This window comes from Kosakonia sp. MH5, from assembly GCF_009935945.1.
GTDB lineage: Bacteria > Pseudomonadota > Gammaproteobacteria > Enterobacterales > Enterobacteriaceae > Kosakonia > Kosakonia radicincitans.
In genome coordinates this window covers 54360-80787 of record NZ_QODH01000001.1, presented here as the reverse complement: position 1 = coordinate 80787, position 26428 = coordinate 54360, and the positions used below count along the sequence as shown (strand labels likewise).

24 protein-coding genes are annotated in these 26428 nt (G+C 55.1%); 6 read left to right on the top strand and 18 right to left on the bottom strand.

The window, feature by feature from the left end:
• Positions 1-7 precede the first annotated feature (7 nt).
• The 7 genes from rsxD to blr all read right to left on the bottom strand — a co-directional run bounded on the left by rsxD (position 8) and on the right by blr (position 5589).
• Complete coding sequence (gene rsxD, locus DK872_RS00320) at positions 8-1060, bottom strand: electron transport complex subunit RsxD (RefSeq protein ID WP_035889255.1); 1053 nt, start codon at positions 1058-1060, stop codon at positions 8-10.
• Positions 1061-3256, bottom strand: a complete 2196-nt coding sequence (gene rsxC / locus DK872_RS00315; RefSeq protein ID WP_161517852.1) for an electron transport complex subunit RsxC — start codon at positions 3254-3256, stop codon at positions 1061-1063.
• The gene (gene rsxB / locus DK872_RS00310) at positions 3249-3827 is read right to left on the bottom strand and encodes an electron transport complex subunit RsxB (RefSeq protein WP_007374791.1); all 579 of its coding nucleotides are present in this window, start codon (positions 3825-3827) and stop codon (positions 3249-3251) included. Before rsxB ends, rsxC begins: the two co-directional genes overlap by 8 nt.
• Positions 3827-4408 carry an electron transport complex subunit RsxA gene (gene rsxA / locus DK872_RS00305; RefSeq protein WP_043953698.1) on the bottom strand — a complete coding sequence of 194 codons (582 nt, stop codon included), beginning with the start codon at positions 4406-4408 and terminating at the stop codon, positions 3827-3829. The genes rsxB and rsxA overlap by 1 nt, the downstream gene beginning before the upstream one ends.
• Before the next feature lie 77 nt (positions 4409-4485).
• Positions 4486-4926: a DUF2569 domain-containing protein gene (locus DK872_RS00300; protein ID WP_007374793.1), complete on the bottom strand. Its 441-nt coding sequence runs from the start codon at positions 4924-4926 to the stop codon at positions 4486-4488.
• An 87-nt stretch (positions 4927-5013) separates the two neighbouring features.
• Positions 5014-5229, bottom strand: coding sequence for a transcription modulator YdgT (ydgT, locus tag DK872_RS00295; RefSeq protein ID WP_007374794.1), 216 nt, complete (start codon positions 5227-5229; stop codon positions 5014-5016).
• Between the two features lie 222 nt (positions 5230-5451).
• Positions 5452-5589 carry a division septum protein Blr gene (blr, locus tag DK872_RS00290; RefSeq protein ID WP_007374796.1) on the bottom strand — a complete coding sequence of 46 codons (138 nt, stop codon included), beginning with the start codon at positions 5587-5589 and terminating at the stop codon, positions 5452-5454.
• 207 nt (positions 5590-5796) lie between these two features.
• Between blr and DK872_RS00285 the strand changes: the two genes are divergently transcribed.
• Entirely contained in the window at positions 5797-6837 is a 1041-nt protein-coding gene (locus tag DK872_RS00285) for an oxidoreductase (protein WP_007374797.1), read from the top strand.
• 37 nt (positions 6838-6874) lie between these two features.
• On the opposite strand, the gene add is transcribed toward DK872_RS00285, so the two are convergent.
• From add to malX, 3 genes are all read right to left on the bottom strand, one after another.
• The gene (gene add, locus DK872_RS00280) at positions 6875-7876 is read right to left on the bottom strand and encodes an adenosine deaminase (RefSeq protein ID WP_161517851.1); all 1002 of its coding nucleotides are present in this window, start codon (positions 7874-7876) and stop codon (positions 6875-6877) included.
• Positions 7877-8191: 315 nt separating this feature from the next.
• Positions 8192-9379 carry a MalY/PatB family protein gene (locus DK872_RS00275; protein ID WP_007374799.1) on the bottom strand — a complete coding sequence of 396 codons (1188 nt, stop codon included), beginning with the start codon at positions 9377-9379 and terminating at the stop codon, positions 8192-8194.
• Position 9380: 1 nt separating this feature from the next.
• Positions 9381-10994 carry a maltose/glucose-specific PTS transporter subunit IIBC gene (gene malX / locus DK872_RS00270; protein ID WP_161517850.1) on the bottom strand — a complete coding sequence of 538 codons (1614 nt, stop codon included), beginning with the start codon at positions 10992-10994 and terminating at the stop codon, positions 9381-9383.
• 200 nt (positions 10995-11194) lie between these two features.
• Here malX and DK872_RS00265 point away from each other — a divergent pair, with 200 nt between their 5' ends.
• Together DK872_RS00265 and DK872_RS00260 are read left to right on the top strand one after the other, a co-directional pair.
• Positions 11195-12595, top strand: a complete 1401-nt coding sequence (locus DK872_RS00265) for an alpha-amylase family protein (protein ID WP_237656145.1) — start codon at positions 11195-11197, stop codon at positions 12593-12595.
• Positions 12596-13111: 516 nt separating this feature from the next.
• Entirely contained in the window at positions 13112-13360 is a 249-nt protein-coding gene (locus DK872_RS00260) for a biofilm development regulator YmgB/AriR family protein (protein ID WP_007374803.1), read from the top strand.
• A 62-nt stretch (positions 13361-13422) separates the two neighbouring features.
• On the opposite strand, the gene DK872_RS00255 is transcribed toward DK872_RS00260, so the two are convergent.
• The 3 genes from DK872_RS00255 to manA all read right to left on the bottom strand — a co-directional run bounded on the left by DK872_RS00255 (position 13423) and on the right by manA (position 16653).
• Positions 13423-13680, bottom strand: coding sequence for a hypothetical protein (locus tag DK872_RS00255; RefSeq protein ID WP_139201259.1), 258 nt, complete (start codon positions 13678-13680; stop codon positions 13423-13425).
• 154 nt (positions 13681-13834) lie between these two features.
• Complete coding sequence (locus DK872_RS00250; protein WP_072438648.1) at positions 13835-15373, bottom strand: YdgA family protein; 1539 nt, start codon at positions 15371-15373, stop codon at positions 13835-13837.
• A gap of 101 nt (positions 15374-15474) precedes the next feature.
• Positions 15475-16653, bottom strand: a complete 1179-nt coding sequence (gene manA / locus DK872_RS00245) for a mannose-6-phosphate isomerase (RefSeq protein ID WP_149288861.1) — start codon at positions 16651-16653, stop codon at positions 15475-15477.
• A gap of 198 nt (positions 16654-16851) precedes the next feature.
• On the opposite strand from manA, the gene fumA reads away from it, so the two are divergent.
• Positions 16852-18498 carry a class I fumarate hydratase FumA gene (gene fumA / locus DK872_RS00240; RefSeq protein ID WP_007374807.1) on the top strand — a complete coding sequence of 549 codons (1647 nt, stop codon included), beginning with the start codon at positions 16852-16854 and terminating at the stop codon, positions 18496-18498.
• Between the two features lie 164 nt (positions 18499-18662).
• Positions 18663-20063, top strand: coding sequence for a class II fumarate hydratase (gene fumC, locus DK872_RS00235; RefSeq protein ID WP_007374808.1), 1401 nt, complete (start codon positions 18663-18665; stop codon positions 20061-20063).
• Here fumC and tus read toward each other — a convergent pair.
• The 3 genes from tus to rstA all read right to left on the bottom strand — a co-directional run bounded on the left by tus (position 20060) and on the right by rstA (position 23102).
• Positions 20060-20989: a DNA replication terminus site-binding protein gene (gene tus / locus DK872_RS00230; protein ID WP_161517849.1), complete on the bottom strand. Its 930-nt coding sequence runs from the start codon at positions 20987-20989 to the stop codon at positions 20060-20062. The two genes, fumC and tus, sit on opposite strands and share 4 nt — an antisense overlap.
• A gap of 79 nt (positions 20990-21068) precedes the next feature.
• On the bottom strand, positions 21069-22364 hold the full coding sequence (gene rstB / locus DK872_RS00225) for a two-component system sensor histidine kinase RstB (protein ID WP_071920709.1): 1296 nt from the start codon (positions 22362-22364) through the stop codon (positions 21069-21071).
• A gap of 21 nt (positions 22365-22385) precedes the next feature.
• The gene (rstA, locus tag DK872_RS00220) at positions 22386-23102 is read right to left on the bottom strand and encodes a two-component system response regulator RstA (RefSeq protein WP_035889265.1); all 717 of its coding nucleotides are present in this window, start codon (positions 23100-23102) and stop codon (positions 22386-22388) included.
• Between the two features lie 127 nt (positions 23103-23229).
• Here rstA and DK872_RS00215 point away from each other — a divergent pair, with 127 nt between their 5' ends.
• Complete coding sequence (locus tag DK872_RS00215; protein WP_007374812.1) at positions 23230-23565, top strand: GlpM family protein; 336 nt, start codon at positions 23230-23232, stop codon at positions 23563-23565.
• On the opposite strand, the gene DK872_RS00210 is transcribed toward DK872_RS00215, so the two are convergent.
• Positions 23562-24944, bottom strand: coding sequence for an amino acid permease (locus tag DK872_RS00210; protein ID WP_161517848.1), 1383 nt, complete (start codon positions 24942-24944; stop codon positions 23562-23564). The two genes, DK872_RS00215 and DK872_RS00210, sit on opposite strands and share 4 nt — an antisense overlap.
• A 194-nt stretch (positions 24945-25138) precedes the next feature.
• Positions 25139-26083: a DUF1471 family protein YdgH gene (gene ydgH / locus DK872_RS00205; RefSeq protein WP_035889269.1), complete on the bottom strand. Its 945-nt coding sequence runs from the start codon at positions 26081-26083 to the stop codon at positions 25139-25141.
• Between the last annotated feature and the right edge of the window lie 345 nt (positions 26084-26428).

Below are 26428 nucleotides of genomic sequence, written 5' to 3'. Positions count from 1 at the left end.
CGACTCCTTATCGATGCCCGTACACGCGAGGACGCGTGTAGTAGTCAATCAGCGGTACGGTGATATTAGCCAGCAGTACAGCAAAGGCGACGCCGTCCGGATAGCCGCCAAAACTGCGGATCAGCCACACCAGCAAACCCGCCAGCGCGCCAAAAATCAGCCGCCCTTTGTTGGTAGTGGAGGCGGTTACCGGATCGGTCAAAATAAAGAAAGCGCCCAGCATGGTTGCGCCGGAGAGTAAATGCAGATGCGGTGCAGCCAGCGATTGCGGGGAAAAGATCCAGCCAAGCGTGGAGCACACCGCAAGCGAAAGCAGGAAGCTCAGCGGAATATGCCAGCGAATGGTCTTCTGCCACAGCAGGAACAGCCCGCCGGCCAGATAGCCAAGGTTAACCCACTGCCAGCCTGCGCCCGCCAGCACACCGCTGTAGATCGGGTATTGCAGGATCTGCTCAACGCTGTGACCCGCATGCAGTGATGTTTTAAAGGTATCCAGCGGTGTGGCCTGGCTGACGCCATCAATACCAATACGCAGGGTTTCCATGGTGGCACCCGTTGCAGTATGCCCGCTGAAGATCACCTGTACCGCATCCATAAAACCCGGCACGGTATGGGCGATTTCGTATGGCGGCAGCCAACTGGTCATTTGCACAGGGAAAGAGATCAGCAGTACCACGTAACCGATCATCGCCGGGTTAAATGGGTTGTGACCAAGCCCGCCATATAACTGTTTGGCAATAACGACGGCGAACACCGTACCCAGCACCACCATCCACCACGGCGCGAAAGGGGGGATACTGATAGCCAGCAGCAGGCCGGTTAATAGCGCCGAGTTATCCGCCAGAATCGCGCCCACGTTTTGTTTACGCAGCGACAACACCAGCGCTTCCGCTGCCAGAGCAGTGACAATGGCGAGAATAATCTGTATCAGGGTTCCCCAACCGAAAAACCACAGTTGAGCGGCAATGCCTGGCACGGTGGCGAGCGTTACCAACAGCATAATGCGTGAAGTCTGACGCTGGTTATGGGTATAGGGGGAACTTGCGATTCGGAAAACCATTTAATCCTCGTTAACAGCTTGCTGCGCGTCTTTTTTAGCCTGAACACGGGCGATGGCGGCGGCGACAGCCGCTTTGCGCGGATCATCATTGGCGGCCTGCGGAACCGGTGATGCCTCATTTACCGCTGCCTGCGCCTGCGTTTGTTCTGCTTTGCGCGCTTTCGCGCGGGCAATGGCGGCTTCGACAGCGGCTTTACGCGGATCGACAGGTGCCTGCTCCGGCGGTTGTTCGACAACCGGGGATTCAGCCTGCGCCGCTTTACGCGCTTTCGCGCGGGCAATGGCGGCTTCGACAGCGGCTTTGCGCGGATCGACAGGTGCCTGCTCCGGCGGTTGTTCGACAACCTGGGATTCAGCCTGCGCCGCTTTACGCGCTTTCGCGCGGGCAATTGCTGCCTCAACGGCAGCTTTGCGCGGATCGACAGGCGCCTGCTCCGGCGGTTGTTCGACAACCGGGGATTCAGCCTGCGCCGCTTTACGCGCTTTCGCGCGGGCAATGGCGGCTTCGACAGCCGCTTTGCGCGGATCGTCCGTTTCACCGCTTGCCGTGTTTGCTTCAGCGAGCTGTGCTTTCTCTGCCTGGCGGGCGCGAACCTGCGCTTTGCGCGCTTCGCGGGCGGCGATGGCATCGCGGTTATCCGGCTCGGCGCCAGCCTGAATCACCACTGGTTGCGTGGCGGTAGCTTGTTTTTCCCGCACGCGGGCCAGCGCAGCGTCGATAGCCTGCTGATCCTGAGCGCCAGGCTGCACCGCGGCCTGTTTGTGGCGCTGCTGCCGGGCAATTTTATCGCGCTCAAGACGAGCCTGACGCGCCTCAAAGCGCGCTTTAGCTTCGATCGTGCGTTTCTCTTCCTGCGCAATGGCATAAATTTCCGCTTTCTCCTGGCGGAAATATTGCACCAGCGGAATATTGCTGGGGCACACCCAGGCGCAGGCACCGCATTCGATACAATCGGAGAGGTTATGCGCAGTGGCCTTATCGTGCTGCTGGCCCTTGCTGAACCAGTAAAGCTGCTGCGGCAGTAAATCTGCCGGGCAAGCATCGGCACAGGCGCTACAGCGAATACAGCCTTTTTCTTCCTGCGGTTCACCCATTTCGCTGGCAGATGGCGCCAGCAGACAGTTGGTGATTTTGACTACCGGAACATCCAGCCATGGCAGGGTAAAGCCCATCAGCGGGCCGCCCATAATGACCAGTTGTTCGCTGGAAGGACAGAAACCCGCATGTTCAAGCAGATGACGCACTGGCGTCCCCAGACGCGCCCAGACGTTGCCGGGACGGGTGACGGCTTCGCCGGTCAGCGTGACGACGCGTTCGGTCAGAGGCTCACCATCAATCACTGCGCGTTTCACCGCATAGGCCGTGCCGACGTTTTGCATCAGGATGCCGATATCCGAAGAACGACCGCCGTGCGGCACCTGTTTGCCTGTCAGGATCTGCGTCAACTGTTTTGCGCCGCCGGACGGGTATTTGGTTGGAATAACGCGTAACTGAATATCATGACTGTCGGCCAGCACCGCACGCATCATCGAAATGGCCTGCGGTTTATTATCTTCAATCCCGATGAGGGTCTGACGCGGTTTAAGAATGTGCGCCAGAATACGCACACCTTCGATAATCTGCGCGGCACAATCCTGCATCAGCCGGTCGTCAGCGGTAATGTACGGCTCGCATTCGGCGGCATTGATGATCAGCGTTTCAATTTTATTGCCGCCGCCATACAGTTTGGCGGCGGTCGGAAAGCCCGCGCCGCCTAACCCCGCGACGCCATACTGATGAATGCGTTCGAGCAACGCGTCAATGCTGTGTGCGCGGTAGTCATTCCAGCCATCACGTTCGATCCAGCGATCTTCGCCATCAGCTGCAATAATGACGCTCATCTCCGGCAACGCTGAAGGGTGAGCGGTGGAGTGGGGAGCGATAGCGATAACGGTACCCGACGTCGGGGCATGCACTGGTAGCATCCGGCCGCGACCACGCGTCAGCGGCTGGCCGCGCAGCACCGTATCACCGACGCTGACGCACAGCTCGCCTTCAGCACCAATATGTTGTTTTAGCGGAATGACAAAGCGCTGCGCCAGCGGTAACTGGCGCAGCGGCGTGCCGTTAGACTGCGTTTTCATCTCCGGCGGATGGATGCCACCGTGAAAATCCCACAGTTTCTCTTTTCGGAAAGCGGAAAATAACTTAAGCATGGTGTTCCACAGGAATAATACGTACCGGGATGGTTTCTAAATCCCATTTCCAGCTCGCGGTGGTCGTTTCCACAGGACGCAATTCAATGCACTGCGTCGGACACGGATCCACACAAAGATTGCAACCGGTACACAGATCGCTCATCACCGTATGCATGGCGCGCGTGGCGCCAAGGATGGCGTCGACCGGACAGGCCTGGATGCATTTGGTGCAGCCAATGCAGTTGTTTTCATCAATAACCGCCAGCATCCGTACCGGCTCCTGTGCGCTGGCATCGCCGTCAATCGGTTGCGGATCGACATTCAGCAGCGTGGCGATTTTCAGCATTACCGCTTCGCCGCCCGGCGCGCAGCGGTTAATTTTTTCGCCGTTGATGCCCACTGCTTCTGCATAAGGGCGGCAGCCTGGATAGCCGCACTGGCCGCACTGACTTTGCGGCAGCAGCTCATCAATACGTTCAACGACCGGATCGTCCTCAACCGCAAAGCGGCGGGATGCGTAACCGAGAATGAGGCCAAACAGCAGCCCTAGCACGCTCAGAGCTGCAACGGCAATTGAAATTGCACTCATTACAGTTTTACCAGACCACTAAAGCCCATAAAGGCCAGAGACATTAAGCCCGCAGTGATTAACGCAATCGCATTGCCGCGGAAAGGGGCGGGCACATCGGCAACCACCAGACGCTCGCGGATCGCAGCGAACAGCACCATCACCAAAGAGAAGCCAACGGCGGCGGCAAAGCCATATAACGCCGATTGCATGAAATTATGACCAAGGTTGATATTCAGCAGCGCAACGCCCAGCACCGCGCAGTTGGTGGTAATCAACGGCAGAAAGATCCCCAGCAGGCGATAGAGCGCCGGGCTGGTTTTGCGCACCACCATTTCGGTGAACTGCACAACGACCGCGATAATCAGGATAAACGCCAGCGTGCGCAGATAGACTAAATCCAGCGGAATCAGAACCCAGGTATCGATAATCCAGGCGCACACCGACGCCAGCGTCATCACGAAGGTAGTCGCCAGACCCATGCCCATGGCGCTTTCCAGTTTTTTGGAAACGCCCATAAACGGACACAGGCCAAGAAACTTCACCAGTACGAAGTTATTGACCAGCACCGTTCCGATAAATAGCAGCAGATAATCTGTCATTATTTGGCCTGAAAATAAAAAAGCCGCCTATTATCGGTCAAACAGCACCGGGCGACAACAGGATAACTGTAAGGTTATTACGGATTAACAAAGGTCTTCTTCACGCGTTGAGAACGCTTGAAGTAAGGCACCATCAGCGCAGCGGCAAGCAGTGGGAACAGAAGCTGTCGCACCGCCAGATCGTCGGAAACGGGAGAGAAAGCGAACGCTTTCAGCGACAGCAGGACGCAAATTAACGACCAGATTATAAAGTGTTTGGGTACGCTGCGGCGGCGCTTAAAAAAGGCGATCACCAGCCAGAACGTGTAATACCAGATGGCGATAGCAAAGGCGAATGAAACGAACCACAAAACGTTTTCTTTCAGCGTTTGCGCGCCGAGCGCCGCGACCGTCTGTGGCGTTAATAGTGCGGTGGCATAGAGCATTAATGCCAGAGAAGTACTTAATAACGTGAGCAGCAACCAGGCCAGAGGGCCAAGTAACCAGCCTCCGATTCGTTCTGCAGGCGTTGTCGTCATGTGTATTCCTCTGTTAAGGCTTTAATGTAATGCATTTATTTCGCCGGGCGACGAGTATAAAGCATTACGCGCCAAATGCCAGAGGCGTTACTGCACGTAGCGCCAGACAGAGCGTGGAACGCACCCAATGTCAAACAAGCGGCCGCCAGAGACCAGCTCAGCGCGGCGGTGATCGGCGGCGCGGTACATGTTGATGATTTCGGCAGTGTCGGTAAGCGTGTAGTTGAGGTGGTCAAACAATTTTTCCAGACTTTCGAGCGAACTGATTTTGCGGAATTTTAATAAATAGTCCTGAACGGTCATGTCGTGGGTTATCCATATATTGAAAGAGGCGTAAATAAAATGGGGCTAATTCGTTCGAATAATAAACATTATTATTATCGCAACGTAAATAGCTCTACTATTAAATTAAGAGTTTTCTTTTCGAATGAAAACAGATGCCAGAACGGCGGCGGAGAAGAAGATTAACGTTCTTCACCACCGCTGGCAATAAGCATTTACTCTCTTTACCAGGAGTTTTCGTTATTATTTTTTCTGCGCCACAATACTCTGTTCCGGGGGCTGATAATTATCGATATGGCTGGCGAAAACCAAAAGAACGGTCGATACGCCAAGCACCACCCACCCCATTAGTTCAATGATCCGATTGATTATTCCGGCCATACTTCTACAACTCCCTGATGTTAATCCACGTATAAAAAACGCCATCATGTCTCGAAAAGGCGCTGGTTGCAGATTTAAGCAGATTTTTCGACCGGAAACCAGGGCGTAATGGGACTAAATCATTCATGAAATTTATGAATAGAGGAAGCGGTTGTCGCCATCCGACAGATGGTGTCAAATAAGTGCTCTAAAAGGAGGGGCCATGATATGAGTGATAAGATCCGTGTTGGCTTAGTCGGTTATGGCTATGCCAGTAAAACGTTTCACGCGCCGCTGATTGCCGGAACGCCAGGGATGGAACTGGCGGCTATTTCCAGCAGTGATGAATCAAAAGTCAAAGCTGACTGGCCCGTCGTGCCGGTTGTTTCTGAACCGAAACATCTGTTCAACGATCCGCAAATCGATTTGATTGTGATCCCCACGCCCAACGATACCCATTTTCCGCTGGCGAAAGCGGCACTGGAAGCCGGTAAGCATGTGGTCGTGGATAAACCCTTTACAGTGACACTGTCACAAGCCCGCGAACTGGATGCGCTGGCGCGTAGTCTTGGGCGCGTATTGTCTGTGTTCCACAATCGGCGTTGGGACAGTGATTTTCTGACGTTAAAAGCGCTACTGGCGGACGGCGCTCTGGGCGAGGTGGCCTATTTTGAATCCCATTTTGACCGTTTTCGTCCGCAGGTACGCAACCGCTGGCGCGAACAGGGCGGTCCGGGCAGCGGCATCTGGTACGATTTAGGTCCGCATCTGCTCGATCAGGCGGTCAATTTATTCGGTCTGCCGGTATCGCTGATGGTCGATCTGGCGCAGTTGCGTCCGGGTGCACAATCAACCGACTACTTCCATGCCGTACTGACTTACCCGCAACGCCGCGTGGTGCTGCATGGTACGCTGCTGGCGGCGGCGGAATCGGCACGCTACATTGTGCACGGCAGTCGTGGTAGCTATGTGAAATATGGTCTGGATCCGCAGGAAGAGTGCCTGAAAAATGGCGCGCGTTTGCCGCAGGCTGACTGGGGCTACGATATGCGCGACGGCGTGTTGACGCGCGTGGAAGGCGAAGAACGCAGGGAAGAGAGCTGGCTGACCGTGCCGGGCAACTACCCGGCCTACTATGCTGCGATTCGCGATGCGCTTAATGGCGTCGGTGAAAACCCGGTTCCGGCCAGCCAGGCTATTCAGATTATGGAGTTAATCGAACTGGGGATTGAGTCCGCAAAACATCGCGCCACTCTGAGCCTGACCTGACAATTGACCGCTCACGCCGCTGCGTGAGCGGTTTGTTTCAGGCGGTTGCCACTTTCTTCCGTAATGCCTGTTTCTCTTGCTCGCTGAGAAACGCCATCTCCAGCCCGTTGATTTGCGCCTGGCGAATCTGTTCGCGACTCAGCCCTGCTGCGGGTGCCGCAACCTGATATTCATGACCAATTTCCACACCCTGCACGGCCGGATCGTCAGTGTTAATGCTGGCAAGAATGCCATGTTCAAGGAAAGTCTTGAGCGGATGGCGATCGAGCGAAGGCACGGTACTGGTCTGAATATTCGACGTCAGGCAGGATTCGATGCCGATACGCTGCTCAGCAAGGAAATCCATGAGCGCCGCATCATTAATCGCTTTGACACCGTGGCCGATACGCACGGCGCCCAGTTCGCGAATTGCCTGCCAGATGCTCTCCGGCCCGGCTGCTTCGCCTGCGTGCACGGTAATGCGCCAGCCCGCATCCCGCGCGCGGTTAAAGTGCGACAGAAACAGGCTGCCAGGGAAGCCGAGCTCATCGCCCGCCAGATCCAGCGCGGTGATCCCGTCGCGATGTGCCAGTAAGGCTTCCAGTTCCTGCAAACAGGCGGCTTCGCCAAAGGTGCGGCTCATAATACCGATTAGCCGCGCCTGGACGTTGAAATCGCGGCTGCCTTCACGCACGCCGGCAATTACCGCTTCCACCACGCCAGCAACCGGCAGGTTGTGAGTCATGGCCATATAGCCTGGAGAGAAACGCAGCTCGACATAATGCAGGCCGTTAAGGGCCGCATCCTGCATATTTTCGTACGCCACACGGCGGCAGGCATCCAGCGAAGCCAGCACTTTTACGCCCCAGTCGAGTTTCGCCAGAAAACTGACCAGATCGGGTTCGTTCGAGGTGACCTGCACATGCGGACGCAGCGCGTCGAGCGTTTGCGCGGGCAGGGGTAAATTATACTGGCGGCCAAGATCCAGAATAGTTTGGGCGCGGATATTGCCGTCGAGATGGCGATGGATGTCAGTTAGTGGCAGGTTTGGATCTATCATGGTCGCACTCTTATTTTTGCTAAAGTGCATACCATTATACCACAGCTCAATAAGCTATTAAAAATACAGCTAAATTTATGAATCCCTGAATGAAAAGGCTTTCGCGGAGAATAACAACCCAATTTTATGGTTGATCCACTATCATTTCTGTCAGTTGCCTGAGCGGAAGCATTGGGTAATATTCCGCGATTATTAGCGATAAAACAGAGCCGCCTGCAGGCGACTCTGTTTTGAGCAATGGCCGATATTATCGGTGTTCGGTGAACGTAATCTCTTCAGCCGCCTAAAAAGCATTGGTGCTGACAAACGTAGACATCACATTAGCGATGTTAATGCGGCAATTAATCCTTCGACGCCGCGCTCAAGTTTTATTCGCGGGCAACCGGCATTTAAACGAATAAATCCCTGACCTTCCGCGCCGTAAACATCGCCGCGCATAATGGCGACTTTTTGCTCCTCAATCAGCGCCTTTTGCAGAGCATCGTCGTCCACTCCAGTGCGACGTAAATCGATCCACGCCAGATAGGTTGATTCCGGGATGTGCCAGTTAAGCGACGGGAACGCCTGATTTAACCGGCTGGCGATATACTCCAGATTGGCGCGCAGATACGTTCTCAGAGCATCCAGCCATGGCGCGCCCTGGCGGTAAGCGGCAATATGCGCAACCACGGATAACACCGCCGGTGAGGAGAGACCATTACTGTTTTTCAGTGCATCCAGCCAGTTCTCGCGCGACGTCGCATCGCCAATCATTCCCCATGCGCCGGTCAGCGCCGGGATATTGAAGCTTTTTGACGCCGAGGTAAACAGCGCCCACGGGCCGCGCGCCACGGTATGCCATGGGATATGTGGACGCTGGCTCCAGACCATATCCATATGGATTTCATCGCTGATCACCCTGACGTTATGCCGCTCGCACAGCGCGGCCATGGTTTCCAGTTCTTCCCGTGTCCAGAGCTTGCCGGTTGGGTTGTGTGGGCTGCACAGGAGAAGAATTTTGCTTTCCGGGCGCCTTAACACCGCTTCCAGACGCGTCATATCGCAGTACCAGCCTGCATCGTTACGCTCCAGTGGCACGGAAAACATCTGGCGCTGATTCCCTGCGATCGCTTTGTAGAACGCATCATAGGCGGGTGTATGCACCACCACGCCATCGCCAGGCTGCGACCATTGCCGAATTTGCTCGGCGATCATCCAGATCACCGATGGGCCGTAAACAAAGGTTTCCCGATCTGACGGACAGTTAAAACGGCTGGCCAGCCAGTGTTCAATCGCACCGAGAAAATCGTCATTTTTCCAGCGGCTGTAGCCCAGCACGCCGTGCGCCAGCCGTTGCTGCATGGCGGTAATGACGCAGGGTGCTGTGGCGAAATCCATATCGGAGATGGTAAAAGGCAGCAAATCGGCGTGGCCGAAACGATCGGCAACGTAATCCCACTGCGTACACCAGGTTCCGTGGCGATCGATTGGGGTGGCAAAATCGAAAGAGGTTGTGTCTGTCATTTTATCCTGCCTCCGTCTGGGCTACCGCCTGCGGTGCGCGCATCAACTGCACCATCTCATCTTTCACTGACTGAACCTGCGTACCAATCACCACTTGCAGGTTATGTTGATTAACTTTAATCACGCCGATTGCCCGGTTCGCTTTCAGGGCGGCCTCGTCCACGCGCGACATATCCTTCACCACCAGACGTAAACGGGTGATGCAGTTGTCCAGCGAATCGATATTCTCTGCGCCGCCGAGCGCGTTCAGTAGAGCCGGGACATTATAGCCCGATTGCCCCTGCGCACTTGTCGTTGCGCTGTTCGCCTCGCTGGCCGTGTCGATCTCGCGCCCCGGTGTTTTCAGGTTGAAGCGGGTGATAGCAAAACGGAACAGCGCGTAATACGTCACAAACCATACGGCGGCAACGACCGGCACCAGATACCATTTGGTCGCCATGCCATGCAGTATGCCGAAAACGATAAAGTCGATGATATTGCCGTCCGTGTTGCCAATAGTTACGCCAAGCACCGCCATCACGGTGAAACCAAGACCGGTTAACAGGGCATGGAGCACATAGAGCGCCGGGGCGACAAACAGGAACAGGAACTCCAGCGGTTCGGTGGTGCCGCCGACCACACAGGCAATCACGCCGGAGATAATTAAGCCTTTAATTTTATGACGATTTTCCGGTCTGGCACAGTGATACATTGCCAGCGCTGCGCCCGGTAAGCCGCCGAGGAAAGCCGGCATTTTACCCTGCGACAGAAAACGCGTAGCGCTCTCGGCAAAACCGTGGGTTTCCGGGCAGCCAAGCTGCGCCTGGAAAATGGTTAACGCGCCGCTGACCGTATGACCGCACACATCCATGGTGCCACCCGCTTCGGTAAAACGAATCAGCGCGACCAGAATGTGTTGCAGGCCGAAAGGGAGCAACAGCCGCTCGCCGGTGCCGAAAATCATCGGGCCGAACTCGCCAGCGCGATCGATAATGTGCCCAAGCCCGCTAATCCCCAGCGCAAACCACGGCCAGACCAGCGGGATTACCAGGCCAATCATGCCCATCACAATGCTGGTGACAATCGGTACCGAACGCGTACCGCCGAAGAAAGCCAGCGCATCCGGCAGGCGCAGCGTATGAAAGCGCTCATGCAGCCGCCAGATGATCACCCCGGCAATCACTGCGCCGAGGATGCCGGTATCAATGGAGGGAATGCCCAGCACATTCTGCACGTTATGCGCTTTGAGAAGCGCCGCATCGCTGGTGGGCAAAACCCCTTTTGCCATCAGCCAGAAATTGACCGCCAGATTCATTACCGCATAACCGACAAACCCGGAGAAAGCCGCAACGCCTTTATCTTCACGGGCCAGCCCCAGCGGGATGGCGATACAGAACATCACCGGCAGGAAGGTAAAGGCAAATGCGCCGATTTTGCTCATCCAGATAAACACTGCCTGCAACAGCGGGTGTCCAAGCCATGGCAGGAGCGTAATCACATCGCGGCTGCTCAGTGAACTGCCGATGCCAAGCATGATCCCGCAAAATGAGAGCAGGGCGACCGGCAACATAAATGTCTTACCTAATTGCTGAAAAAATTCCCACAATGTTATTTTCTGGGCGGTTTTTACCGTCATCACTAATCCTTAGTTCGCAAAGGCCAAAGCCGAAAGCGCACAGGGTAAAGATTTCTCCGATTTTTGGTGCGATGTGGCGCACGTAACGCAGATTGCCTGTTTTTTTCAGATTCCATGAATACCGCGCTGCTGCGGCCTGTCGGGCGAGAAAAACATCTATCCTTCACTCTGTAAGCGAACAGCAGCAAGAGGAGCGTCGGATGCGAAGTGATTGGTATAAAAATGCTGTCATCTACCAGATTGATACCCCTTTTTTTCTGGACGGGAACGGCGATGGCTGCGGTGATTTGCAGGGTATTCGCCGCCGCCTGGATTACATTCGCGGCCTGGGCGCGACGGGCGTCTGGTTAACACCTTTTTATCTCACTCCGTTTCTTGATGGCGGGTACGATGTGCAGGATCACCTGCAAATTGACCCGCGTTTTGGCGATATCGCCGATATGGTCTTACTGCTGGAAGAGGCGGAAGATCTGGGGATCCATGTCATTATTGAGCTTGTCTTGCAGCATACCTCCGATCAGCATGTCTGGTTTCAGTCGGCCCGGCAGGATAAACACTCCCCTTATCGCGACTACTACATTTGGGCTGATGAGCCACCAGAAGAGGATGATGATCCGATGTTTCCCGGCGTCGAAGAGAGCGTCTGGAGCTGGGATGAGGCCGCGCAGCAGTATTACCGACACATGTTTTATCGCCACGAGCCCGACTTGAATCTTCAGTGCCCACAGGTGATTAAAGAGATCGAACGCATTATCGTTTTCTGGCTGCGGCTTGGCGTCTCTGGTTTCCGCCTTGATGCGGCATCGCACATGGTGAAGCAGGCCGGTGGTGGCGATGCTGATAAAGGTTACTGGCTTCTGAACCATCTGCGTGATTTTGTCATGTTGCGCAGGCCTGAAACCATCCTGCTGGGGGAAGTGGATGTCGCTGTTGATGAGTATGCCGACTACTTCGGCAACAATGATCGGCTGCATATGTTGCTGAGTTTCAACATTAATAAACACTTCTTCCTGGCGCTCGCCCGGCAGAATGCCACGCCGCTGGCGGATGCGTTACGTGAAATCCCTGCACCGCCGCTACGCGCCTGTTTCGCCAACTGGCTACGTAACCATGACGAACTGGATCTCGACGGTCTCAGTGATGAAGAGAAGAAAGAGGTGATGGCGGCGTTTGCGCCAGATGAGGAGATGAGAGTTTATCAACGCGGCATCCGGCGGCGGCTGGCGCCGATGCTGCAAGGTGATACCGCGTGGATTGCGATGGCGCACGCGGTGCTCTTTTCGCTTCCCGGCACGCCAGTGATGCGTTACGGCGATGAGATCGGCATGGGGGATGATTTGCGTTTGCCAGAACGTCAGGCTGTCCGTACGCCGATGCAGTGGTCCGGTACGCATGCTGCCGGTTTTTCAACGGCGGATGCCGACCGTTTATTGGTTTCGCCGGTCGATAGCGGTCCTTTTCGCTACCAAAAAATCAATGTTGGTGCCGGGCAGATCGGCGCTGGCGCTCAGCGTATGTGTTTTGGCCTCATCGCTAAAGCGGCCGAGCGCATGATGCAGGTCATCAACCGGCGCATCCAGGTAATCGGCGGTTGCCGATAGCGGTTGTTCTTCCGTTTGGCCGCCCCAGGCCTTTTTCGCCAGAAGACGATCAAAAAGGGCGGGGAAAAGCATGTTCCCGGCAATGGACTGAATACTGGAACTGCCCAGCCAGACTTCGTGCACGCGCCGCTGGCTGGCCCGATAGATGTCGCGTGCGGCCGTCTCCGGCTGGAAAACAGGTGCCACCGGACGGGCTTTTTTACCCAGTTTATTGCGTTGCGCGCCCCACACCTGCTGTCCCTCCGGTAATCACCACTACTGGCATTCTTTCCTCCTGCTGGTCAAAAAAACTCATTCATTTATAGACGCCGTGGCGCAGAAGCTCTAAGCGCAACGGTTTTCAAATTCTGGCGTGTGGAGTTTATGCCGGTAAAAAATGTCGCCAGGGGAAATAGATAAAAAATTGTTATGTAATTAAGTTGCACAGGTGAAAAAGCGTGACTATTTTTTATTGTCGAATCAGAACCCTCCCGCCATACCGTGGAGGCCGGGCTCTCTTTTTTATTCAGGATTACTATGCAGACGACAACCACAGAAGAGCAACTTAATGCGTATTTCGGAACAGATGCGCGCACTTATGAAGCGGAAAAGGAAATAATCCACGAGATCATGCATAACCTGCAGTTAAAGAATGTAGAGGTCAGTAATAAGCATCTGATTCTGGCGCTGATCGGGCTGCTGGAAACAGAAGATGATGTGGTCAGACAGGATATCTATCGCAATGCATTAGAGCTGGTCGTGCAGAAAACGCCCGACGATCTGTAATCAAAAAAATGTGTCCTCGATTCGCCTTCGCCTGTCGCGAAGGCGTTTTTTTGCCCGCAGGGTTAATGTCTGGGCAGATTATTCCGCGCTGAAAGCCCGGTTAACGGAAACGGATTGGTATGGCGCGTATTGCTGCTCTGGTAGAGGTAGACGGCACGGATAGCCGCCTGAAGCGCGTGGTGTCGTTCATCATCGCACGCCTCCTGCAGATGCTGCTGGAGTTGCTGCACAAGCGTGGCGAAAGAGATCTTACTCTCTGACGCCAGCAATGCCATAACGGCGTCTTTCAGCACCGTATCGACAAGATCTTCATACGCCATTTTACGCATTCAGCCTCACAAAATCAGCGGTATGGGAGGGAACTGAAATATATTGCGTATATATATCACCGAGTTGTATGAGTTGTACACGCTGATGCTGAGAGGTGCGTTGCTGTCTGGCAAAAAATTAACCCCTCCGCAGAGGGGTTAGAGATTACTGCTGCGGCGCTGCCGGTACTTCCGGCACCGGAGGCACGGCGTTGTCCGGCTGTGCGGGCTGAAGCGACGGCAGACCAAACATACCGACAAACTCTTCGAGCGGCATTTTTTCGCCATTCAGCGTCACCTGACCGTTCGCGTATTGCAGGCTGGTGAGAATATTGTTGTTCTCAAGCGTGGTGATACGGAACATCTGGCCCATCGCCGCCAGCCCTTTAACTTGCTGGTTAGCCAGTTTTGCTGCTTCGTCCTGCTGATAACCTTCCAGTTTCGCGACCTGGGTCATCAGTTCGGTGGCCATCTCCACCGGGATCAGCAGCTTGCCATCCAGCGATTTCACCGTGCGATCCACTTCGTCGGCCAGCGTTTGCGGCGCGCCGGTGGCGGTGGAAGGATCTTTCAGGAACAGTGACAGATTGAAGGTGGCTTCGCCTTTGGCATTTTTCCAGCTTAACGGCGCAACGGTAATCACCGGTTCACCTTTCAGCAGCAGCGGTACAGCATTGAGGAAGGCTTCCGTCGCTTTTTGCTGGTAGAGTTCCGGGTTCTGCACCACTTCCGGCTGCGCCATCAGCGCGCGCGTCTGCGCATTGTACTGCTCGCTGAACTGATGCCACGCCTGGCCGTCGATCTGGCCCACTTTTAGCGTCAGGTTGCCGCTGCCCAGATCCTGGCCCTGAACTTTCAGGCTATTAAGAGTGTAATCGAGCTGGCTGTTGATGTTTTTCTTGTCATCCGCCACGTCGGATTTAGCCGTTAAGTTCATGCCTTCCAGCACGGCCAGCTCTTTGTTTTCCACCGAAATAGAGAGTTTATCGAGTGAGAGTTTCTGGCTACCGGTGCGCTCATCAAAAGCTGCGATTTCGCTTTTGCCATCGGTTTTCAGTTGGTTAAACGACAGTTGCACGCGCTGTCCGTACTCATTCACAGCATCAACCAGCCCGCTCTGCGCCTCTCCGCTCAGGGTGAGCGCGTTGCCATCTTTGTCCGCGCTGAAACGGAACTGGCCACCGCTGAAGGCGACTTTCTCGCCCTCTTTTTCAGAGCTGAGCGGGAGCAGGGTGATATCGCTGCGCGTATCGCCGCTGTAGCCAATGCGGGTTTCGGCATAGAACGGCGATTCCCCTTTGGCGATGTCGAACAGTGCTTTGGTGACATCGTTATTAACCAGTTGCGTATGCACAGAGGCCATTGCCGGGGCCAGGCTGAACGACTTAAGCTGCGCCAGCGGGAAGGGGCCATGATCGACGGTTTCTTGCAGAACAATGTTCTGGCCCGGTTTCAGCCAGGTATTGGTGGCGCCATCAACTGGCTTGATATGCAGCGTAAAATGGCTGGAGAAGAGGCCGCGCTGATAATCCTGCGCGGAAAGCTCCACGTTGGCCTCCGGCGCGTTGTGCTTAATCTGCGCATTGGCGTCGTTCACTATCTCCGCCAGACGGCTTTCAAGCTGTTTTCCCGTGTACCAGGCACCGCCGGTCCAGACGACACCCAGTGCAACAATGATCCCTGCGGCAACCAACGTTTTTTTCATAGTGTTTATCCATAAAAAATGAAACCAGGCGGTGGTGGCCGCCTGGACTGTCGAAATAGGTTACAGCAAGCTTAGCAACCCTTATTAAAAAGTTCAGTAACTTAGTTGCTTTTATTGAACACGCGCGCCACTCTCCCGGTGCCGCGGACGGCCACTGGCGACTCATCAGCAGCAATGAATGCCGACTCGCCAGGTTTCAGTACCAGACGGTCACTGCCTTTGCTGAGCACCGCTTCGCCTTCCACGCAAAAGACAATCGCCGCACTCTGCTGCGCCAGCGTGGTTTCAGCGGCGGAGAGATCGTGAAGCGAGAACGCAAAATCATCAACCGGGATTGGGAAATCCAGCTCCGCGCCCTGGCGCACCGGTTCGGTGAGCAGCGTTGCGGCTGGTTTCGGTGTGAATTTGACGTTCGCCACCAGTTCCGGAATATCGATGTATTTCGGCGTTAATCCGGCGCGCAGAACGTTATCGGAGTTCGCCATCACTTCCAGCGCCACGCCATGCAGATAGGCATGCGGCGTTTCGGCGAACAGAAACATCGCTTCGCCTGGATTCAGTTTCACTACGTTGAGCAGCAGTGGAGAGAAGAGGCCGCTGTCATCGGGGTAGAATTCAGCAATCGTGCGGATCGTCTGCCACGGCTCACCCTGTTTTTCTTCCAGCACGGATTTCAGCACCGCCAGCGCGCGGGATTTTTCGTCACCCTGCATGTTGAGCAGCGCGGCAAACAGCTCGCTCAATCTCTCAGCGCCCGGCGCCTGCAAGAAGTGGGCGATAGCCGGATGCGCACCCGCGACCGGTTGCAGCAGAGAGACTATGTCGGAGAACTCGCGAAAGGCATTCATGGCCAGGAACGGCGTCAGGGCGAACACCAGTTCCGGCTTATGGTTTGGATCTTTGTAGTTACGTTCCGCCGCGTCCAGCGGAATGCCTGCGGCGTTCTCTTTGGCAAAGCCGATTTCTGAGTTTTTCTTGTTGGGATGAACCTGAATCGACAGCGGCTGGTCGGCGCACAGCACTTTAAATAAAAACGGCAGTTCGCCGAAACGCTCTGCCACTGCCTGGCCGAGCAGGCGGTTTTTGTCCTGCTCGATCACGTCACGCAACGCGCGGGTCTGACCGCTGGCGTCCTGAACTTTTGAGCTGCTCTTCGGGTGCGCTCCCATCCACAACTCTGCCATCGGCAGGTTTTGCGGATTCGCCACGCCGTAGAGATCCGTTAACGCAGTTTTACTTCCCCAGGCGTAGTTCTGCACTGAGTTGATGAGTTTTTGCATTATCAAGCCCTTTCTAAGTAATGAAATACTGGCGTCATTAAAGCAACAAACCCGGCAGAAGTAACCTGCGGGGATAAAAAGTCGTATTAGTCTCAGTTTTTGTTAAAAAATTGTGTAGGATATGGTAACTCGCTTTAACACAGGCAGAGGGAATGGCTGCCTGAACAATAACCAGATCGTGCCGTAAGTGAGAGAACAATGTCGAATAAACCCTTTTACTATCAGGATCCTTTCCCACTCGGAAAGGACGAGACCGAATACTATCTGCTAAGCCGTGACTATGTTTCTGTTGCCGAGTTTGACGGCCAGCAAATCCTCAAAGTTGACCCGCAGGCACTGACGCTACTGGCGCAACATGCCTTCCACGATGCTGCATTTTTACTGCGCCCGGCGCACCAGCAGCAGGTTGCTGATATCCTCGACGATCCCGAAGCCAGCGAAAACGATAAATATGTCGCGCTGCAATTCCTGCGCAACTCCGAGATCGCCTCGCGCGGCGTTCTGCCAACCTGCCAGGATACCGGCACGGCGATCATCATGGGTAAAAAAGGGCAGAACGTATGGACCGGCGGCGGCGATGAAGCCGCGCTGGCCCGTGGCGTCTATAACACCTTTATCAACGATAACCTGCGCTACTCGCAGAATGCGCCGCTGGATATGTACAAAGAGGTCAACACCGGCACTAACCTGCCAGCGCAGATCGATCTCTACAGCGTGGACGGCGATGAATATAAGTTCCTGTGTATTGCCAAGGGCGGCGGTTCGGCCAACAAAACTTATCTCTACCAGGAAACCAAAGCGCTGATCACCCCGGCGAAGCTGAAAAATTACCTTGTTGAGAAGATGCGCACCCTGGGTACGGCCGCGTGTCCGCCTTATCACATTGCGTTCGTGATTGGCGGTACATCGGCGGAAGCGACGCTGAAAACGGTCAAACTGGCATCAACCAAATATTACGACGCGTTGCCGACGGAAGGTAATGAGCACGGCCAGGCATTCCGCGATGTGCAACTTGAGCAGGAACTGCTGGTGGAAGCGCAGAATCTCGGTCTGGGCGCGCAGTTTGGCGGCAAGTACTTTGCCCATGATATTCGCGTGATCCGTCTGCCGCGCCACGGCGCATCCTGTCCGGTGGGGATGGGCGTTTCCTGTTCGGCCGATCGTAACATCAAAGGCAAGATCAACCGTGAAGGGATCTGGCTGGAGCGGCTGGAGCAGAATCCCGGTAAATACATTCCCGAAGCGCTGCGCCAGGCGGGTGAAGGCGAGGCGGTGAAAGTGGATCTCAACCGTCCGATGAAAGAGATCCTGGCGCAGTTGTCGCAGTACCCGGTCTCCACGCGTCTGTCGCTCAGCGGTACGATCATTGTCGCTCGCGATATTGCGCATGCGAAACTGAAAGAGCTGATGGACAGCGGCGAGCATCTGCCGGAGTACGTGAAAAATCACCCGATTTATTACGCTGGCCCGGCGAAAACGCCGGAAGGTTATGCTTCTGGTTCCCTCGGCCCAACCACCGCAGGACGGATGGATTCCTACGTCGATCAGTTGCAGTCGCAGGGCGGCAGCATGATCATGCTGGCGAAAGGCAACCGTAGCCAGCAGGTGACGGATGCCTGCCATAAACATGGCGGTTTTTACCTTGGCAGCATTGGCGGCCCGGCGGCTATCCTCGCGCAGAACAGCATCAAGCATCTGGAGTGCGTGGCTTATCCGGAACTGGGAATGGAAGCCATCTGGAAGATTGAAGTGGAAGATTTCCCGGCCTTTATCCTTGTTGATGACAAAGGCAATGACTTCTTCCAGCAGATCCAGTCCGGCCAGTGCGCCCGCTGTGTGAAATGATTCAGACCGCCCCTGGGGGCGGTTTTTTTCGGGGCTGCCGCTCTCCGACAGACCTGATTCAGCACAAAGCAGTAAACAACATCATAAATAGCATCAATACTTTTACTTGTTTGCAGGTGAGCAATGTCAGCACTCAACACCACTTTGTAGCCAAGGAGAAAGTAATGACAACGCATCGCAGTGAGAAAGATTCGATGGGCGCCATCGATGTTCCGGCCGATAAACTTTGGGGCGCGCAAACCCAGCGGTCGCTGGAGCATTTCCGCATTTCCACCGAGAAGATGCCGGTCTCGCTGATCCACGCGCTGGCGCTGACCAAGCGTGCAGCGGCGAAGGTGAACCAGGATCTGGGGCTGTTGCCTGAAGAGAAGGCCCGCGCGATTATCGCGGCGGCAGATGAAGTGCTGGCGGGGAAACATCCCGATGAGTTTCCGCTCGCCATCTGGCAGACCGGCTCCGGCACGCAGAGCAACATGAACATGAACGAGGTGCTGGCGAATCGCGGCAGCGAGATCCTCGGCGGCGTGCGCGGTATGGATCGCAAAATTCATCCCAACGACGACGTAAACAAAAGCCAGAGCTCCAACGACGTTTTTCCTACCGCGATGCATGTTGCGGCGGTGATTGGCGTGCGCGAACATCTGCTGCCGCAATTGCTGGTGCTGAAAAACACGCTTGCGGAGAAGTCCCGCGCTTTCGCTGACATTGTGAAAATCGGCCGAACTCACTTACAGGATGCAACGCCGCTGACGCTTGGCCAGGAGATCTCCGGTTGGGTCGCGATGCTGGAACACAACCTGAAGCATATCGAATTAAGTTTGCCGCACTTAAGCGAGCTGGCGCTGGGCGGCACTGCCGTAGGCACGGGGCTGAATACGCACCCGGAATATGCAGAGCGTGTGGCGAAAGAGCTGGCGAGTTTCACGCAACAACCGTTTGTCACTGCGCCCAATAAATTCGAGGCGCTGGCCACTTGTGATGCGCTGGTGCAGGCTCACGGCGCGTTAAAAGGGCTGGCGGCATCGCTGATGAAAATCGCCAACGATGTGCGCTGGTTGGCTTCCGGCCCGCGCTGCGGCATCGGCGAAATCGCCATTCCGGAAAACGAGCCGGGTAGCTCGATCATGCCAGGCAAAGTTAACCCGACGCAGTGCGAAGCGATGACCATGTTGTGCAGCCAGGTGCTGGGCAACGATGTGGCGGTCAATATTGGCGGCGCATCCGGCAACTTCGAGCTGAATGTGTTCCGCCCGCTGGTTATCCATAATTTCCTGCAATCGGTGCGTTTACTGACGGACGGAATGGAGAGTTTCAACGAGCATTGCGCGGTGGGCATTGAGCCCAATCGTGTGCGTATCGACCAGTTGCTCAATGAGTCGTTAATGCTGGTGACGGCGCTGAATACGCATATCGGGTACGACAAAGCGGCGGAAATTGCCAAAAAAGCCCATAAAGAGGGGCTGACGCTGAAAGCCTCGGCGCTGGCGCTCGGCTATCTGACCGAGGCCGAGTTTGACAGTTGGGTACGCCCGGAGTCGATGGTCGGCAGCATGAAACAGGCCTAACCCGCCAGATAGAGGTGCAGCCGCGGGATCAACAGCGTTAGCGGCTGCGGCTGCGGTTTGAAACGGTGCTGTATATTGTCGGCGTTGTAATCCAGCAGTTCGCCAATATCCGGCACCATCCCGCCATTTTCCTCTGAGATCAGCACAATCATTGGTGTCGGGCAGGCGTACTGCACCTGCTTTTGTGAACCGGAATACCAGATGCGCGCAATCGGCTGTACCTTCACCGGACGTTTAATTTTCAGCCGCGCCTGTTTGGGTAGTGCGGCAACATCGTTGTACTCCTGTTCGACTTTCGCCAGCCACTGCTCCCGCGTGAAGGCGGAAACAGCGCGCGGTGATTTCAGGCTTTTCTCCAGTTGTGCCAGCACCTCATCGCGCGTGAGGTTTTTGATGATGTGTTTATTGGCCCAGCCGAAACGAATGGTGGCGGGAGAATGAATCAACGTCAGCGTGCGGTAGGCATTGAGGGTGATCAGACCTGGTAAATGACGATGTACCCACTCAAAACGGGCTGCGGGCACCAGCCCGGATTCCACGGTAACAATCCGTTCAAAGGCCAGTTTCAGCGAATTGATCGCGCTGATGCGCTGTTCCAGCGCCTGACGAGTCGCCTCATTGGTTTGATAACACAGTACGCCCGGCAGCCGCACCGCTGCTTTGCTGCTGCGGTTTTCCGACTGCTGCTGAATGAACAGATGCGTGTAATGGTTGAGCGCCAGCTCTGCCGCGCGGCGGCCAATATGTTGTTTGACGTGAATAGCAGGCAGGGGATCGTGCTCCGCACCTTTGGCAATTTCCGGCAAGGTAAAGACGCGCCCGGCCATCAGACGGCACTCCGCCAGCGCCGCTTTCAATGCGCCGAGTTCATGTTCAAGCTGCCGAAAAGTGGTGTTAAGACGTTCGATAAGATCCAGCGCTGCCATCCTGGTTTCTCCATTAGTTACAACATACTTTTTAATTTATAGCACAGGTGCACGCATCCGGCTACTGTACCGCTATGGTTCAGGAGGGCAGTGAAATGTGGTGGTAGATGGGCCAGCTAAAAGTAAATTGCGCGCCACCCAACTCGCTTTGTGAGCAACTGACTTCGCCGCCGAATGCCAGGGCTATTGAATGCACAATGGCCAGCCCCAGGCCGCAGCCGCCGGTTGCGCGATCGCGGCTGGGATCGAGGCGGACAAAAGGCTCGAACACACGCTGGCGCTCTTCGGGCGCAATGCCTGGACCATCATCTTCCACGGTCATGCTGGCCTGCGAGCCCTGGCGCTGTAAGGTGACCCTCACGGTTTGCTGGCTGTAACGCAATGCATTGTTTACCAGGTTATCCAGCACGCGCTCCATCAGGCGCATATCGAGCGCACCATACTCTTCGCCCGGTGTGGCGGTCAGCAACAAGGTGTGTTGCGGGTTCATGCTGCGGGCATCATCCATATAGCTGTGAAACCAGGCGGGCAGATCCGGGGTAGTGAGTTTTAGCTCAGTTTGCGGGCGATCGAGCCGGGCATAGGTCAGCAGTTCTTCAATTAATGCTTCCAGTTGCCCGATATCACGGTTCAGCGCCGCGCGTTCGGTTTCGCTCAGGTTATCGCTCATCTCCAGCCGGTAACGCAGCCTGACCAGCGGCGTGCGCAGCTCGTGGGCGATACCGTCAATCAACTGTTTTTTACTGGCGATCAGCGCATTGATGTTATCGGCCATCTGGTTAAAGGCGATGCCGAGCCGCTCAAAGCTGGAGTTACTGTCGAAATGAATACGTTCTTCAAGATGGCCTTCACCAAAACGTTGCGCGGCAGATTCCAGCCGCAGCATCTCCTGCCAGTGCGGGCGCATCCAGATAAACACCGGAAAAGCGAGTGAGATGGCAATCAGCGCCATCAACGACATATCCAGCAGACGCATCTCATGCAGGAAAAAGAGATAGGGCACCGGGCCGACAGCCAGCACGTAATGGCTGCGTGGAATGCGCTGAATAAAGGTGTATTCAGAATCCAGCGCCACAATATCGCCTTCGCGCAGCCGTTGGGCTGCGTGTTCCTCAAGCGTGAATTTATTCATCGGTTCAATGCGCAGATTGAACGACAAATTCAGATCCAGCTCTTTCAGCGTTTTGGCCCATTGATGCGGCGGGATCTCTCGCAGTTCGCTGCGCATTAAGTAGAGGGAGCTTTTCATCAGGTCGTCCAGCGACTGACGTCCCGCGCGCTCGGCGGTAAATTTATAAACCAGACCCACCAGCATCGTCATGACCAGAAAACAGACGAACAGCAAAAGGTAAAACTGGACGAACAGTTTTTTCATCGTGACACCTGGTTAAGAGCTTCAGTTGTCCCACGCGTGCGGCGCGAACAGGTAGCCTTTGTTACGGACGGTTTTGATGCGATAAGGTTCGGTGGCGCTGTCGAGCAGCTTTTTCCGCAGTCGGGAGATTGCCACATCGACGCTGCGATCCATGCCGTCATAACTGACGCCGCGCAGGTTTTTCAACAGTGCGTCCCGGTCCATGATTTGTCCGGCGTGGGTTGCCAGTTCCCACAGCAGCTCAAAATCCGCCGTCGAGAGCGAAACCTGCTCGCCTGCCAGCAGTACCTGGCGGTTAACCGGATCGATCGACAATGTGCCGAAACTGATGGCTTTATGCTGTTTCAGCGACGGGGATGCAGGTTCCGCCGCGACGCCAGTACGCTGTCGCAAATGCAACCGCAGCCGGGCCAGCAGCACCGCAGGTGGCGTGGTTTTGAGGATGTAGTCGTTTGCGCCCATCTCCAGCGACAAAATATGGTTCATATCACTGTCGAGCGAGGTGAGCAGTACAATCGGGCCATTCCACTGGCTTCGCAGGTCGCGGCACAGCGTCATACCGTCTTTACCCGGCAGCATAATATCCAGCAGCACCAGCTCCGGTTTTTCACGGGCGATCACCTCTTCGGCGCGATCGCCGCGGGGTTCGACAATGACATCCATATCGTGTTTGCCCAGATAAGCCGCAATCAGTGCGCCGACTTCCGGGTCGTCTTCCACAAAAACGATCTTATTCATATGCCAGTGTTATCGATAAAAACGTAAACATACACCGCCTTGCGGTAAGCTGCCATTACTCTTTTCTAAACGATATGCGCTCAGTTATGCTGTAGGTCGTTGTTGTTAAAGTATTAAAGGGAAAATTATGGGGTTGTTTTTTAAAGCCGCGCTGGGCGCGCTGGTGGTGCTGTTGATCGGCGTATTAGCAAAAACAAAAAATTACTATATTGCCGGGCTGATCCCACTGTTCCCGACTTTTGCGTTGATCGCCCACTATATCGTCGCGACCGAGCGCGGTGTGGAAGCGTTGCGCACTACCATCGTGTTCGGTATGTGGGCGATCATTCCCTATTTCGTCTATCTGCTGTCACTGTGGTATTTCACCGGTATGATGCGCGTCTGGCCGGCGCTGGGCTGCGCAGTAGTGTGCTGGTGCCTCAGCGCCTGGCTGCTAATTTTTGTCTGGAGCCGCACCCATTAACGCACCAGCATCCAGGTTGCCGGAACAGCAGCAATCAGTAGCAGGCCGATCAGTGCTTTTTCCCGCTGTTTCAGCGCGTCGGTCATTTCGTGCGTGTGGCGGGCATACATAAAGACCAGCAGGCCTGGCGCGTAAAGCACCACGGAGAGCAGCAGGTGCATTGGCCCGGAGGCGTACAGTAACCACAGTCCGTACAGACAGGCGCCAATGGCGACAGCCTGATGCAGCGGGCGACGGGCCATTTTCAGCAGGAACGCGCCGACGAGGAAGTAGGGCACCAGAATCATCTCTGAAGCAATGGTCAGCAGTGTGTTGTAATCCGAGCCGGTAAGCCAGATCAGCACCAGACAGATCTGCACGCTACTGTTGGTCAGCCACAGCGAGGCGGCTGGCGCGCTGTTTTTATTCTGGTGCGCAAAAATGCGTGGAAAGGCTTTATGTGTCGCCGCCAGCAGCGGAACTTCGGCGGCCATAATGGTCCAGCTCAGATACGCGCCGCACACGGAGATAATCAATCCGGCGGCAATCACCACTTCACCCCAACTACCGAGCAGCCTGACCATTAACCCGGCCATTGACGGGTTACGCATTTCTGCCAGTTCGGGACGTGGAACCACACCGAGCGAAAGCAGGGTGACCAGCAGGTAGACCGTAAGCGCCGCCAGCACCGCCAGAAGGGTGGCGCGACCGACATCCTGTTTATTCCGCGCTCTGGCTGACACGACCACGGCGCCTTCCACACCGATAAACACCCACAGCGTGATCAGCATGGTGTTTTTCACCTGTTCCCACACGGGAACGCCGAGTGCGATGCCGCTGAAGTCCAGACGGAACTTGTCGAGGTTAAACGCCAGCGCCGCCAGTACGACAAACAATCCAAGCGGCACCAGTTTCGCCAGCGTGGCAGCGAGATTAATGCTTGCCGCCGTCTGCACGCCACGCAGGACCAGCGCGTGAACAATCCACAGCAACGCAGACGCGCCGACGATCGATTGCCAGGTATTGCCATCGCCAAACAGACGCAACGCGGGAGTATCGGTAAAGAAACTCAGCGCAGAAAAGACAATCACCAGATAAGAGACGTTAGCAATAACCGCACACAGCCAGTATCCCCAGGCCGAGCAGAAGCCGATCAGCTCGCCGAACCCTTCGCGGGCATAGGTAAAAATACCGCCATCCAGATCCGGGCGGATTCGGGTCAAAATCAGCATCGCAAAAGCGAGCAGCAGTATTCCCGCGCCGGTGATCACCCAGCCGATGATCAATGCCGCCGGACTGGCGACTTCCGCCATATTCTGCGGCAGGCTAAATACGCCAGCGCCGAGCATGGAGCTCAAAACCAGCGCAGTTAAAGCGCTAAGGCCTAGTTTTTTTTCCATTGTTATCCTGTCAACAAATACGGCTAATCCAGAATAATTATTTTGCCGTGGCGCATAAATATGGTGGATATCACTGAGGCGCGGGATTTTACGGAGTGTCGTGAGGGCATGCAATGCTGTCGGTGACAATTTTGCGAAAAAGCGGGAAAAAAGCGAAAAAAAGGCGGCCGTAGCCGCCTGATTCAGGAATGCGCTTACTTGTAGAGATCGGCGCTGATGGTCATGTTGTTGCCGCTTTCTGACCACTGGCGCGTGATGTGGTAATACTTCGCGCCTTTCTGCGCGGCGCGTTTAGCAACCTGATAGGAGATTTCCGTCATGTTGCCGTAGTTGCCGGTAAACTTGATGCTGTCGAACGGTACCATCTGCGCAGCCGTGATTTTGTTCAGCTCTTCGACTTTGGTGCCGTCAGGCAGTGTGACACTGTAACGCCCGCCGGAAGTGGATTGCGTTTCGAAGAAACGGCCAATACCCACGCCTGGAGTTGCATCGCTGGCAACGCCCGGGATCTCCACTTTCTTCGCTTCTTCACCACCTTTAGCCAGCGCAGCGCGGCCCGCTTCGGAATCACGTGGAATAGCATCGGCGCTCTGAATAACGCGTTTTTTGGCGTCGGCTTTATAGATGAAAGCGGTAATCATCTGGTTGCCGCCCTGGTTCGCATCGACCTGGCGAACGATATAGAAAGACGCGGCGCCTTTTTCGCTGGCGGCTTTGGTGATGGCGTCGTTAACTTCAGGTTGCGTGCGATAGAAGCCCTGAACGGTGACGGTATCGTACGGCTCAAGCGCGATGGCGACATCTTTCGGTAATTCTGTTACGCCGTTGATCACGCGGAAGGCCGGACGTTCTGCTTTTGGTGCGTCGGCTTTATAGAGATCGGCGGTGACGCGTTGGTTGCCGCTGTTGCCCGCATCAGAGGTATCTACAACATAAAATGCTGCGGCGCCTTCTTTATCTGCGCGTTTGGATGCCGCATCGACGGCATCGCCAATGGCATTAAATCGACCGGTAATGACGACACGATCGTAGGGTTTTACTGCCGCTGCTTGCTCCGGTGTTAACTCCGTGGCTGCGTTCGCTGTCATCACTGTGGCAGATAAAAGAGCTGACGCCAGGAGGGTGTACTTAAGCTTCATAAAAATAGTCCTTCGCCTTGCGCAAACCATAAACTGGTGTTGTTGTTGGGAAAACGTCGGTGATTATTGCATTTAAACAGCGCTACTGTCTGCGTCATTTTTCACTGAGTGTGCGGTGAGGAGGCAAATAACGATAACCTTTAGTGATATGTTGAAAAAACAGACGCTTGACCAGCAAAAGCGATATAGCATACAACTTTTAACGTTAATACATTGTTAAATGACGACTCTTCGCTGGAGATTAATCGTGTTTTGCCGCTTCGCTTGAGCGGAATATCGGCCTGTTATAGCGAATTTAAGGAAAATAACCCTGCCAGAATCCCTCTACCATTCATATTCGCGGAT